The following is a 12,780-nucleotide window of genomic DNA, read 5'->3' on the forward strand; positions in this document are numbered from 1 at the left end:
CGAAGGTCGTAGGTTCAAATCCTGCTCCCGCAACCACCTTCCGGAAAGGCCACTCTAACGAGTGGCCTTTTTGTTTGCCTGGTCGATTAGTATTTTCGATTAAAAGAAAGAAACCGATTGACAACACTCTCTCCCTGAGTAGAATGGCCGCCGCGGGATGGAGCAGTCTGGTAGCTCGTCGGGCTCATAACCCGAAGGTCGTAGGTTCAAATCCTGCTCCCGCAACCACCTTCCGGAAAGGCCACTCTAACGAGTGGCCTTTTTGTTTGCCTGGTCGATTAGTATTTTCGATTAAAAGAAAGAAACCGATTGACAACACACTCTCCCTAAGTAGAATGGCCGCCGCGGGATGGAGCAGTCTGGTAGCTCGTCGGGCTCATAACCCGAAGGTCGTAGGTTCAAATCCTGCTCCCGCAACCACCTTCAGATAAAGGCCACTCAATCGAGTGGCCTTTTTCGTTTCCGCCCCCTGACCAGTACTGGTCAAGCGTATGATCCGCCGCTAGAATTGCGCACTTTTTGATCAGAGGCGCCACCCAGGCGCCCTTAGAGGTTAGCTCGCATGTCCACCGCCACACCGAAAGTCGGATTCGTCAGCCTTGGTTGCCCGAAAGCGACCGTTGACTCCGAACGCATCCTGACCCAGCTGCGCATGGAAGGTTACGAGATCGTACCGACCTACCAGGATGCTGATGTGGTGGTGGTCAACACCTGTGGCTTCATCGACAGTGCCAAGGCCGAATCGCTGGACGCCATCGGTGAGGCGCTGGCCGAGAACGGCAAGGTGATCGTCACCGGCTGCATGGGCGTAGCCGAAGACAGCATCCGCGATGTGCACCCGAGCGTGCTGGCCGTTACCGGCCCACAGCAGTACGAGCAGGTGGTCAATGCTGTACATGAAGTCATTCCGCCGAAGACCGATCACAACCCGCTGATCGACCTGGTGCCGCCGCAAGGCATCAAGCTGACCCCGCGTCACTACGCTTATTTGAAGATTTCCGAAGGCTGCAACCACAGCTGCAGCTTCTGCATCATTCCGTCGATGCGCGGCAAGCTGGTCAGCCGTCCGGTTGGCGATGTGCTCAGCGAAGCCGAGCGCCTGGTCAAGGCCGGTGTCAAGGAGCTGCTGGTGATCAGCCAGGACACCAGCGCCTACGGCGTCGATATGAAGTACAAGCTGGACTTCTGGAACGGCCAGCCGGTGAAAACGCGCATGCTCGAGCTGTGCGAAGCGCTGTCGTCGATGGGTGTGTGGGTGCGCCTGCACTACGTCTACCCCTACCCCAACGTCGATGACGTGATCCCGCTGATGGCCGCCGGCAAGCTGTTGCCGTACCTGGACATCCCCTTCCAGCACGCCAGCCCGAAAGTACTCAAGTCGATGAAGCGCCCGGCCTTCGAAGACAAGACCCTGGCGCGCATCAAGAAGTGGCGCGAGATCTGCCCGGAGCTGACCATCCGCTCCACCTTCATCGTCGGTTTCCCCGGCGAGACCGAGGAAGACTTCCAGTACCTGCTGGACTGGCTCACGGAAGCGCAGCTCGACCGCGTCGGTTGCTTCCAGTATTCGCCAGTCGAGGGCGCACCAGCCAACGACCTGGGTCTGGAAGTAGTGCCTGATGACGTCAAGCAGGACCGCTGGGAGCGCTTCATGGCGCACCAGCAGGCCATCAGCTCTGCACGCCTGCAGGCCAAGATCGGCCTGGAGATGGACGTACTGATCGACGAAGTGGACGGCGAAGGCGCCGTGGCCCGCTCCTGGGCCGACGCCCCGGAGATCGACGGCAGCGTGTTCATCGACTCCCCCGACGTCAAGCCGGGCGACAAGGTACGCGTGCGCATCGTCGACGCCGACGAGTACGACATGTGGGGCGAGTTGGTCTGACCCACCTGCGTCCTGAAAAGCCCCGCAGCATGCGGGGCTTTTTCTTTCCCGGCGCCACAGCTTCTTGCCGGTACAATGACCTTCTTTTTTTCGAGCGCCGTCATGAGCGAAGCCACCCGTCTGTCCAAACGCGTCATCGAACTGTTCGGATGCTCGCGCCGTGAAGCCGATCTTTACATCGCAGGAGGCTGGGTGACGGTGGACGGCCAAGTGGTCGAAGCGCCGCAGTTCAAGGTCGAAGGTCAACGCGTCGAATTGCACCCCGATGCCCGCCTTGACCCCGTGGAGCCCGTCACCCTGCTGGTGCATGGCTCGACTGGCTGCAACGCCGCACAGTTGCAGCACTTGCTGGTGCGCGAACGACACTGGGAAGAGGACCCGCACGCCCAACGCGTCCTGCATGGCCACTTCCTGCGCCAGGAGCAGAGCCTGCCACTGCAGACCGGTGCCAGCGGCCTGATAGTGCTCAGCCAGGACTGGCGCACGCAACGCAAGCTGCGCGAGGACGCCGCCAAGCTGGAACAGGAATACCTGGTCGAGGTAGCCGGCGAAGTGCCCGCCAGCGCACTGGAACGCCTGAAGAAAGGTTGGCTGCACAAGGGCACGCAGTTCCCGCCGTGCAAGGCCAGCTGGCAGAGCGAACAGCGCCTGCGCTTCGCGCTGAAGAATCCGGCTCCTGACCTGCTGCGGCAGATCTGCGCGGCGCTGGGCCTGAAAGTGCTGGGCATGAAGCGCATCCGCATCGGCGGCGTACCCATGGCCAAGTTGCCGGTCGGGCAATGGCGCTATCTGGGCGAGAAAGAACGATTCTGAGACCGTGTTAGGCTGTGTTCGTCACGCTCTGGAGACCACCATCATGCGTACCCTGCTCCTCATCGCACTGCTCGCACTGAGCCTGCCCGGCCTCGCCGCACCTGCGCCGTTCTTCCTCTGGCAGAGCAAGGTCGATGGCCACCTGACCTGCGCTCAGGTCAGCCCTGGTGAGGGCTGGATTCGTTTCACCGGTCCATTCCGCGACGCCGGCTGCCGGGTAGCGCGCGACGCTCCCGTACGTAGCCGCTAAGAAGAACAGCATGCAGCATCTGGTTTCTCCGGTCGGTATCGTTCGCTCCTGCTTCAAGGAAAAATTCGCCATCCCTCGCCAGCCGCACCTGGCGCCCGCCGCGCGCGGCGTGCTGGAGCTGTTGCCGCCCTTCGATCAGGGCGAGGCCGTGCAGGGACTGGAGCAGGTCAGCCACGTCTGGTTGCTGTTTCTCTTTCACCAGGCGCTGGAAGACAAGCCGCGCCTGAAAGTACGCCCGCCGCGCCTGGGCGGCAATCAGTCAGTCGGCGTGTTCAGCACCCGCGCCACCCACCGCCCCAACGGCATCGGCCAATCGGTGGTACGCCTGGAGAAAGTCGAGCCAGGCCGTCTGCATCTGTCCGGCATCGACCTGCTCGACGGCACCCCGGTGCTGGATATCAAGCCCTACGTGCCCTACGCCGATGCCGTGGCCGATGCCCGCAACGACATGGCCGACGCGCCACCTTCACTGATTGCCGTGGACTGGCAGGACGGCGCGCTACACCTGGCGCGCCAACACGCGCTGCGCCTGGGTGAACCCTTGGTGGAACTGATCGAGCAGTGCCTGGCGCAGGATCCGCGCCCGGCCTATCAGCAACCGCAGCCCGAGCGGCGCTACGGCGCGTGCTTCTGGGATCTGGATGTGCACTGGCACTATCCCGAGCCAGGGCGTATCCGGGTGCTGGATATGCAGATGGCACAAAGCACGGCCTGACCGAGCCAAGCCTTCGCAGCAGTCTCTCTTCAGCGCGATGGATTAAGCGCCAGCATATCGGCCTCGATAGCTTCCTGACGCTCGATCAGCGGCTCCACCAGCGGCCGGCTGGCGAGGAAATGCGCGGTTCGCGTATGCGCCTCGAAAGCCGCCTCGTCGACATACACCTCGTACAACCAGACCCGATCAGGGTCGCTGCGGTCACGCATCACGTCGAAGGTCAGGCAGCCCGGTTCATCGCGCACCGAGGCGGCGGCGTTGACGCGCATGGCGTCCATGAACGCTTCGAAACTACCCGGTTTGAGTTGGGTCTTGAGCAATAGCACGTACACGGCAACCTCCAATATGTTTTATATTCGAAAAATAATTGTATACATATTGGAGTACAAAAAGATGCTCGAACGCCCATCCCGTCTCAATGGCTTGCGCCACCTGGCCCTGCTGGTACCCAACCTGGAAGCGTGCGAGCGCTTCTACGTGGACGTGCTGGGCATGCAGTTGCTGCATCGCGCCAACGAGGACCTGGTCTACCTGACCTGCGGCAACGACAACCTGTCGCTCGGCCGCGCGTATGCCGAGAGCCACGGCGTGCCGCTGGTGGATCATTACGGTTTCATCGTCGATAGCGCCGAGGAACTGGACGCCTGGTACCAGTACCTCAAGGCACGCGGGGTAACCTTGCTGGACCGGCCATTCGATCATGGCGACGGTGCGCGCAGCTTTCACCTGCTGGACCCGGCCGGCAACAAGGTCCAGCCGCTCTATCATCCTGCAATCTCGGGCCAGCGCTTCACCCCGCCGCAAGCATAGCGATCGCTCCGTAGGGTGCGCCGTGCGCACCGCCTGCGTTATCGGCGGCGCATAGAACTCAAGGCGGCCGCACACCTGTCCCGGTGCGCATAGCGCACCTACATTCGTCAGCGCTGTAGGGCGTACTCGCGAAGCAGTACGCCGTCAGTACTATTGCCGCGCCGAAGACGACGGACTGTTCGCTGACGCTCCTGAGTCCGCCCTACGCCCTTCACCCTTCATGTACCCCGATGCACGCAGCGCACCCTACGTCCAGCAGCATCAGATTCAGGTGCGGAACTGCCGCACCAGCTCCTGCAGCTCCACGCCCAAACGCGCCAGCTCGGCGCTGGACGCCGCAGTCTGCTCGCTGGCAGTGGCGCTCTGCTCCCCGATGTCTCGTACGCGAGTGACGCTTTCGTTGATCGCGTCGGCTACCGCGCTCTGCTCTTCGGCGGCAGCGGCGATCTGCTGGTTCATCTGCTCGATGGTGCTCACTGCCAGGGTGATGCGCCCCAGTGCGTCGCCAGCCTCGCCCGCCAGTTCGACGGTGCGGCGAGTCAGATCACGGCTGCTGTCCATCTGCTGCACGGCGCCCTTGGCCATGCGTTGCAGGCCGGCGATCAGGCTCTCGATCTCTTCTGTGCTGTCCTGGGCACGCTTGGCCAGCGCGCGAACCTCGTCAGCGACCACGGCGAAACCACGGCCCTGCTCACCTGCACGCGCCGCTTCGATGGCCGCGTTGAGCGCCAGCAGGTTGGTCTGCTCGGCAACGTTGCGAATCACCTCCAGCACACTGCCGATACGCGCGCTTTCCTGATTCAGGTCGGCGATGGCCTTGGCCGACTGTTCCACTTCGCTGGCCAGATTGTCGATCTGATCCACGGCCTGTTGCACCACGCGATTGCCCTGTTGTGCCTCCAGGTCGGCATCACGTGCGGCCAGCGAGGCCTGCTCGGCGTTCTGCGCCACTTCCTGCACGGTCGCGGCCATCTGGTGCATGGCGGTAGCGGTCTGCTCGGTTTCAAGCTTCTGCGTCTGCACACCGGCGCTGGTCTGCGCGGTAATGGCTGACAACTGCTCGGCAGCCGCGGCGATTTGTCCGACCCCACCGCCAATGCGGCTGACCAGATTGCGCAGGCTGACGGTCATGTCCTGCATGGCAGCAAGCAGCTGCCCGACTTCGTCACGGCGATCCTGCGGGATGTCCTGGCTGAGATCGCCGGCGGCGATGCGCTGTGCAAAACCTACGCTCTGGCGCAGCGGTGCCACGATCAGACGGGTGATCAGCAACGCGGCGCACAGGCCCAACACCACGGCGGCCGCGCCCATGAAGCCCAGCAGCACCAGCGCGCGCTGGGAGTCGGCGAGCATGCGGGTCTCGGCGCTGGCCTGGGCTGACTCGGCCAGATCGACGACCGAACGTGCGCGCTCGATCATGGCCTTTTCGGTGGCCAGGTTCTGCTCGCGCAGCTGCTGATAATAGAGAAAGGAACGCTGGTAAAGAGTCAGCGCCTGCAAAGCGGTTTCAATGGACGCTTTCTGATCATCCTCGAGCCAGACGGTCAGGCTGCGGGCGACGGTCTGCAGATCCTCGCTGACGTACTCCCACTCTTCCAGCGCTTCGGGCGAACCGTCGATGATGTACAGGCTTTCCTGGCCTCGCAGGTCGAGCATGCGCTTGCTCAGACCGGATGCGGTTTCCGCCAGGGTCAGCGGGTCGCTGCCGCGCAGTCGGTCGCCCTGCAGACGCAGCTCACGCACCGCGTCGTACATGTCCAGCTCGATCACTTCGAACTGGTCGCGTGCTTCGGCGGCGGCACTGCGCATGTCCTGACGGGCCTCGCGAGACTTGTCCTGCTGCTCGACATAATTGTCGAACTGCTTCAGGTACTCAGCGGCAGCCTGCTGCATGGTCTGCACGCGCGTTCCTTCGGCAGAGTCTTTGCCCAGATGCTCCAGCATGTCCTGCACCTTGAGCAGGCTGTCGCGGACGCGCTGTGCACTCTCTGGGCTCTGCTCGATGGCGAAATTGCGTTCAAGCCGACGCGCCTCGAGGATCTCCTGGTTCACCTGAGCCAACTCCCCGACCTGCTCATGTCCATGCAGCACCGCCTGAACAGCAAGGTAACCGCTGACCGTCATGGCAGCAGTGAGCAACAGCACCAGACCAAACCCGATGAGAAGTTTCTTGCCTACGGCAAGGTTGGCGAAAAAGCGTGCGGCAGGCTTGAACATAAAGGGCGACTCCGGTTCTTCTTATAGAGCCACGTCTCGTGAACGCGGCCTGGTCGGAAGGTGAGGCAACTGCTGTGCCAGATCGAACCCCATGTATCGGCAGCAAAGGCGCCCAGCTTGAGTGCTGGCAATTCGCCAACCCATTTCTTCGGGCATAATCTGGGAAACCGCTATAACCGGCAATTATCCGCTTATTGACGCCGAACGAATGGCGAATTATCGCCTACCTAGCAAATCCTGTGAGCAAGCCAGCAATAAAAAGGGCGCAGCGTCCAACGCAGCTGCGCCCTTCGATTCGAGCCCCGATCAGCGTCCGGCGAGCGCCGGTACCACCCTTGGCCGCAGGATTTCGCCCGCCACGGCCAGCAAGCCGATGGCGCCAGCGATCCAGTACCACTGCAGCACCGGGTCGAACATCAACCAGCCCAGCGCATGCAGGAACACCACCATGATCAGCACCGGGCTGACATAGCGCACCATGAACAGCCACAGCGCGTAGCCCGCAGGCGGCAGGTCCAGCTCGTCACGCATGATCTCGCCGCGCAGTGCATAGCCAGCGAGCACCACCATGAAGATGCCACCCAATGGCATCATCCAGCGCGAGGTGAGGTAGTCCAGCCAGTCGAAGAAGTTCTTGCCCAGCGGCGTCCAGCCCGCCAGCAGGTTGAACGACAGCATCGCCACCAGGCTGATCACCAGTAGCACCGCACCAGCGCCCATCGCCGCACGCAGACGACTGATGCCGTACTTCTCGTTCAGGTAGGCCACGCTGGCTTCGATCATCGAGATCGCCGAGGTCAACGCGGCGATCGACACCATGGCGAAGAACAACACGCCGAAGGCGGTGCCGAACGGCATCTGCTGGAAGGCCAGCGGCAGGCTCATGAAGATCAGACCCGGTCCGGCGCTCGGGCTCATGCCGTTGGCGAAGATGATCGGGAAGATCGCCAGGCCGGCCAGCAACGCCACACAGGTATCGCAGAGGGCGACGACGAAGGTGGTGCGCGCGATGGATTGGCCGTCCGGAATGTAGGAGCCGTAGGTGAGGATGGCGCCCGAGGCCAGGCTCAGGGTGAAGAAGGCGTGGCCCAAGGCCGCCAGCAGCGCCTCACCGGTGATCTTCGAGGCATCGAAATGGAACAGAAAACCGAAACCGGCGCTGAAACTGCCGCTGGTGAAGGCATAGCCAACCAACGCCACCAGCATCAGGGCCAGGCCCGGCATCATCCAGCGCACCGCACTTTCGATACCTTTCTGTACGCCCTTGGCCACGATCCAAAGGGTCAGCAATGCCACCAGCACGCTCCAGCCGCCGAGTTGCCAGGGGTTGGCGTTATGCGCTTCGAATACCCCGCCCAGCGCCTCGACACTGGTCGCGGCCAGCGAGCCGTCGAGCATCTTCCACGTATAGGCAAAGGCCCAGCCGGCCACCACCACGTAGAAACACAGGATCATGAAACCGGCGAGCATGGCCATGCCGCCAACCGCCTTCCACAGCGGGTTGCCGCCGTTCTCGCGCACCACGCGACCGATGGCGTCGATGGGACTGCCGCGGCCACGACGACCGATGGCGATCTCGGTCATCATCACCGGAATGCCAATGGCCAGGATGCACGCCAGGTACATCAGCACGAAGGCGCCGCCGCCGTATTCGCCAGTGATGTAGGGGAATTTCCAGATATTGCCCAGCCCGACGGCCGAGCCGGTTGCAGCGAGGATGAAACCCCAGCGCGAGAGCCAGAGGTTCTTCGGTTTTTCACGGGTCATGCGTCACCTGTTTGTTTTTATCTGTGACGGAATCGGACCCGCTGCGCTTGTGGCGCAGCGGAATGCAAGGCTTGGGTGAAGCCGAAAGTGTCACTGGGCGTCGGTTTGTGCCTCCGGTGCGGCCAGTTGGAAGGCCTCCAGGGGTTCACAGCGCGCCGCCATGGCGACAATGCGTGGATACGCGGCAAGGTCACAGTTAAAACGCCGCGCATTATACAGCTGCGGGATCAGGCAGGCTTCCAGATATCCAGGCCGCTCGCCAAGCGACAGGCGTCCGTCGAAAACGACCAGGCCCTCCTCCACGGCGGCCAGGCCCAGCGCGACCCAGTGCCGGTACCAGGCGTTCTTCGCCTCATCGGCGACGCCCAGTTCGCTGGACAGATACTGCAGCACGCGCAGGTTGTTCAGCGGATGCACGTCACAGGCGATATGCAGCGCCAGCGCCCGCACCTGGGCGCGCTCGGCCGGGTCGGCCGGCAACAACGCCGGCACCGGGAAGATCTCTTCGAGGTATTCGATGATCGCCAGCGACTGGGCGATGCGCACGCCGCCGTTCTCCTCATCCACCAGGAGCGGCAACAGGCCCTGCGGGTTCAGCCCGCGATAATCGGCGCCGTGCTGCTGGCCGCCGTCCTTGACCAGGTGCACCGGCACCTGTTCACAGGCCAGGCCCTTGAGGTTGAGGGCGATACGCACACGGTAGGCGGCGCTGGAACGCCAGTAGCCGTAGAGTTTCAGCATCGATCATCCCCCCGTAGCCCGGATGCAATCCGGGACTGACCTGGGAATTTCCCGGATTTCATCCGGGCTACTCATATTTTTCCACCACCTGATCGATGGCACCGAAGATGCTCTGTCCGGCAACGTCGAACATCTCGATGCGCACCCGGTCGCCAAACTTGAGGAACGGCGTCTTCGCCTCGCCCTGCTCGACGATCTCCAGCATGCGTTTTTCCGCCAGGCAGCTCGAGCCGGCGCTGCGGTCGTAATTCGACACCGTGCCCGAGCCGATGATGGTGCCCGCGCCCAGCGGCCGGGTCTTGGCGGCATGCGCTACCAGGTTTGGGAAGTTGAAGGTCATGTCCACACCAGCGTTCGGCTGGCCGAACAACGCGCCGTTGATGTGCGACACCAGCGGCCTATGCACCTTGCCGTCCTTCCAGCTTTCACCCAGCTCGTCAGGGGTGATGGCCACCGGCGAGAAGCTCGATGACGGCTTGCTCTGGTAGAAACCGAAGCCCTTGGCCAGCTCGCCAGGGATCAGGTTGCGCAACGAGACATCGTTGACCAGCATCAGCAGTCGGATATGGCCTGCCGCTTCGGCCGGCGTGGCGCCCATCGGCACGTCATCGGTGATCACCGCCAGCTCGGCTTCCAGATCGATGCCCCAGGCTTCGTCTGCCAGGCGGATCGGGCTGTGCGGCGGGATGAAGGCATCGGCACCCCCCTGATACATCAGCGGGTCGTGCCAGAAGGATTCCGGCATCTCGGCGCCGCGCGCCTTGCGCACCAGTTCGACATGGTTGACGTAGGCACTGCCGTCGGCCCAGTGGTAGGCGCGCGGCAACGGACTGTGGCAGGCGCTCTGATCGAAGGCGAAGGCGCCCTCCTCCAGGCCGTCGTTGAGACGCTGATAGACCGCCTCCAGCTTTGGCCGGGCCACGGCCCAGTCGTCCAGCGCGGCCTGCAGGGTGAAAGCGATCTGCGGCGCGAGTACAGCGCGGGTGAGATCGCGGGAAACGACGATCAGCACGCCATCGCGGCCTTGGTTCAGTGATGCGAGTTTCATATGCGATTTCCGTTCTTGGCGTAGGAGCCGGCTTGCCGGCGATCCGGGGATCGCTGATCGCCGGCAAGCCGGCTCCTACAGGTTCGTTAAACCTAGAGCCCCGGCGCGCGCCAGGAGTTGACGTACTCGGCCACGTCCACCGCACTGGCGGCATCGGCCACCTCCAGGGCGCGACGCGTGTCGATCATCACCGCCACCTCGTCGATGAAGGTGGCCGGATCGACCTGGCTCTTCTTCAGCGCCTTGGGGTGCGGTCCATGGGGGAAGCCGCACGGATGCAGAGTGACCATGCCCTGCTCGATGTTGTCGCGGCTGAAGAAATTGCCACGGTGATAGAACAGCACTTCGTCGTAGTCGTCGTTGTTGTGGAAGAACGGCACCTTGAGCGCGCCGGGGTCGGATTCCACCGGGCGCGGGGTAAAGGTGCAGATCACGAAACCGCTGGCGACGAAGGTGGTGTGCACCGACGGCGGCAGGTGGTAGCGATGGCTGATCAGCGGACGAATGTCGCGCCAGTTCAGGCGCACCACGGTGTTGTCACCATGCCAGCCGACCACGTCCAGCGGGTTGTAGGGGTAGGTCACAGTGCTGATCTGGCCGCGCCGCTTGATGCGGATTTGCCAGGTGTTCTCGTCCTGTTGCGCCTTGAAGGCCTCATCGATATGCGGGTGCTCCAACACGGCCAGGTCGAAGATCGCCTGCGGCCCGAGCAGACCTTTGTCCGGCAACTGGTAGGCGCCGTCGGTGTTCTCGATCAGCAGGAAGTAGCTCGGCGTGTTGGCCTCGATACGCCAGGCGGTGCCACGCGGGATCAGCAGGTAATCGCCGTCGCGGTACTCCAGATGGCCGAAGTCGCAATAGAAGTGCCCGCTGCCTTCGTGCACGAACAGCAACTCGTCACCATCGGCGTTACGTACCAGATGGCGCATCGCGCCGTGAGTGCGCCAGACACGCAGCTTGACGTCGGCGTTGTGCAGCGTCAGCGGCGCCGCCAGCGGGCAGTCTCGCTCGCTGGGGATGTCGTTGAAGTTGAACGCGTGCGGGCGCAGCGGACCTTCCCAGTCGATCCAGCCGGTGGGCGGATGCTTGTGGTGCAGGTGCGCGGTGGGACCGAAGAAGCCCTCGCGACCCATCTCGCGCTCGTAGGTGCCCTGCGGCAGGTCGCAATGTGCCTGACGCGAGCACTCGCCTTCACGCAGAGGAAAGCTGATCCATTTGCGGCTCATGAGCAGGCTCCCGATAGAGTGCGCGTTTCGCACCGAGTGACACGAGGCTGATGGTGCGCACGGCGCACCCTACGGACCAGGCGCATCATGGCTCCTCGGAGATCACGCCGCGACGCAGCTGGTCTTCCTCGATGGATTCGAACAGCGCCTTGAAATTGCCCTCGCCAAAGCCCTGGTTACCCTTGCGCTGAATGATCTCGAAGAAGATCGGACCGATCACCGTGTTGGTGAAGATCTGCAGCAGGATGCCGTCGTCGCCAGGTGCACCGTCGATCAGGATGTTCAACTCGCGCAGTACATCGGTCGGTTCGCCATGGCCGGCGACGCGGCTGTCGACCTTCTCGTAATAGGTGTCCGGGGTGGTCATGAAGTCGACGCCGTTGGCACGCAGCTGGCGCACGGTGGCGTAGATGTCGTCGGTGGACAGGGCGATGTGCTGGATGCCTTCGCCGTGGTATTCGCGGATGAATTCCTCGATCTGCGATTTGTCATCGGCCGACTCGTTGATCGGGATGCGGATCTTGCCGCACGGCGCGGTCATGGCGCGGGAGAACAGGCCGGTGAGCTTGCCCTCGATGTCGAAGTAGCGGATCTCGCGGAAGTTGGCGATGCGCTCATAGAAGCCGGACCAGACATCCATCTGTCCGCGACGCACGTTGTGGGTCAGGTGGTCGATGCACTGCAGGCCGACGGCGTTGTCGTTGGGGCTGCGACCTTCGATGTACTCGAAGTCGACGTCATAGATGCTCTTGTCGCCGTAACGGTCAACCAGATACAGCAGGGAACCGCCGATGCCTTCGACGCAGGGGATGTTCAGCTCGCCGAAATTGGCGTGGCTGCCCACCAGCGTGGCGCCCTGCTGCTCGACGTAGGCGGCGGCCTGGGCCGCGTTCTTGACCCGGAAGGCCATGGCGCAGGCGCTGGGGCCATGCTTCTCGCCGAAGGCGCGCACGTGGCCGGTGGGGCTGCCGTTAAGCACGATGTTGATGTCGTTCTGCTGGAACAGCCACACCTCTTTCGAGCGGTGCTTGGCGGTCTCGGTGAAACCCATGGCGGTGAACAACTGGCGCAGTTGCTCGATGCCTTCGGCATTCGGTGCGGTAAATTCGACGAACTCGAAACCGTCGGTTCCGATGGGGTTGTGCTGCTCGATCTTGGCCACGGCGGTCATTTCGCCTCCTGATTGTCATTGTTATGGCAACCGCACGAATGCGGTGCGGACAACCTCATGACAACCGAGCGCAGAGCCGCTCTCAAGATGGTTTGCGACACTTCGACGCAGTGGCCGCGTGCGGCAGTGGCAAATTT

Annotated in this window: 12 protein-coding genes, 2 tRNA genes and 1 pseudogene; 7 read left to right on the forward strand and 8 right to left on the reverse strand. The window is 62.9% G+C overall.

All coding sequences use genetic code 11. The features are described from left to right. Positions 1–151 precede the first annotated feature (151 nt). The 6 genes from GV002_RS21120 (at position 152) to tsaA (ending at position 3,663) form a co-directional block, all read left to right on the forward strand. A tRNA-Met gene (locus tag GV002_RS21120) sits at positions 152–228 on the forward strand. A gap of 115 nt (positions 229–343) precedes the next feature. Beyond that, positions 344–420: transfer RNA gene (locus GV002_RS21125), tRNA-Met, on the forward strand. A gap of 142 nt (positions 421–562) precedes the next feature. Next, positions 563–1,885 (forward strand): 30S ribosomal protein S12 methylthiotransferase RimO, encoded by a 1,323-nt coding sequence (gene rimO / locus GV002_RS21130; protein ID WP_160020249.1) that lies wholly within the window; start codon positions 563–565, stop codon positions 1,883–1,885. 102 nt (positions 1,886–1,987) lie between these two features. Next, on the forward strand, positions 1,988–2,698 hold the full coding sequence (locus GV002_RS21135; RefSeq protein WP_160020250.1) for an rRNA pseudouridine synthase: 711 nt from the start codon (positions 1,988–1,990) through the stop codon (positions 2,696–2,698). Positions 2,699–2,741: 43 nt separating this feature from the next. Next, positions 2,742–2,948 carry a hypothetical protein gene (locus GV002_RS21140; protein WP_160020251.1) on the forward strand — a complete coding sequence of 69 codons (207 nt, stop codon included), beginning with the start codon at positions 2,742–2,744 and terminating at the stop codon, positions 2,946–2,948. A 10-nt stretch (positions 2,949–2,958) separates the two neighbouring features. Then, positions 2,959–3,663: a tRNA (N6-threonylcarbamoyladenosine(37)-N6)-methyltransferase TrmO gene (gene tsaA / locus GV002_RS21145; protein ID WP_160020252.1), complete on the forward strand. Its 705-nt coding sequence runs from the start codon at positions 2,959–2,961 to the stop codon at positions 3,661–3,663. 29 nt (positions 3,664–3,692) lie between these two features. Here tsaA and GV002_RS21150 read toward each other — a convergent pair whose 3' ends face one another. Next, positions 3,693–3,995, reverse strand: coding sequence for a putative quinol monooxygenase (locus GV002_RS21150; RefSeq protein WP_160020253.1), 303 nt, complete (start codon positions 3,993–3,995; stop codon positions 3,693–3,695). Positions 3,996–4,056: 61 nt separating this feature from the next. On the opposite strand from GV002_RS21150, the gene GV002_RS21155 reads away from it, so the two are divergent. Beyond that, positions 4,057–4,473, forward strand: a complete 417-nt coding sequence (locus GV002_RS21155; protein WP_160020254.1) for a VOC family protein — start codon at positions 4,057–4,059, stop codon at positions 4,471–4,473. Positions 4,474–4,740: 267 nt separating this feature from the next. Here GV002_RS21155 and GV002_RS24695 read toward each other — a convergent pair whose 3' ends face one another. From GV002_RS24695 to hppD, 7 genes and pseudogenes are all read right to left on the reverse strand, one after another. Further along, entirely contained in the window at positions 4,741–5,613 is an 873-nt protein-coding gene (locus GV002_RS24695) for a methyl-accepting chemotaxis protein (RefSeq protein WP_372241849.1), read from the reverse strand. Next, a pseudogene (locus tag GV002_RS24700) lies at positions 5,599–6,690 on the reverse strand (HAMP domain-containing protein); the annotation flags it as partial. The gene GV002_RS24695 and the pseudogene GV002_RS24700, both read right to left, overlap by 15 nt. A 306-nt stretch (positions 6,691–6,996) precedes the next feature. Next, positions 6,997–8,457, reverse strand: coding sequence for a sodium-dependent transporter (locus GV002_RS21165; protein ID WP_160020256.1), 1,461 nt, complete (start codon positions 8,455–8,457; stop codon positions 6,997–6,999). Positions 8,458–8,547: 90 nt separating this feature from the next. Further along, positions 8,548–9,198, reverse strand: coding sequence for a maleylacetoacetate isomerase (gene maiA / locus GV002_RS21170; RefSeq protein WP_160020257.1), 651 nt, complete (start codon positions 9,196–9,198; stop codon positions 8,548–8,550). A 67-nt stretch (positions 9,199–9,265) separates the two neighbouring features. After that, positions 9,266–10,246, reverse strand: a complete 981-nt coding sequence (locus GV002_RS21175; protein WP_160020258.1) for a fumarylacetoacetate hydrolase family protein — start codon at positions 10,244–10,246, stop codon at positions 9,266–9,268. A 92-nt stretch (positions 10,247–10,338) separates the two neighbouring features. Then, positions 10,339–11,472, reverse strand: a complete 1,134-nt coding sequence (locus tag GV002_RS21180) for a homogentisate 1,2-dioxygenase (protein ID WP_160020259.1) — start codon at positions 11,470–11,472, stop codon at positions 10,339–10,341. Positions 11,473–11,557: 85 nt separating this feature from the next. Then, complete coding sequence (gene hppD / locus GV002_RS21185) at positions 11,558–12,643, reverse strand: 4-hydroxyphenylpyruvate dioxygenase (protein ID WP_160020260.1); 1,086 nt, start codon at positions 12,641–12,643, stop codon at positions 11,558–11,560. Positions 12,644–12,780 lie beyond the last annotated feature (137 nt).

Origin of the sequence: Pseudomonas sp. 8O, assembly GCF_902506495.1 — a bacterium.
Lineage (GTDB): Bacteria > Pseudomonadota > Gammaproteobacteria > Pseudomonadales > Pseudomonadaceae > Aquipseudomonas > Aquipseudomonas chaetocerotis.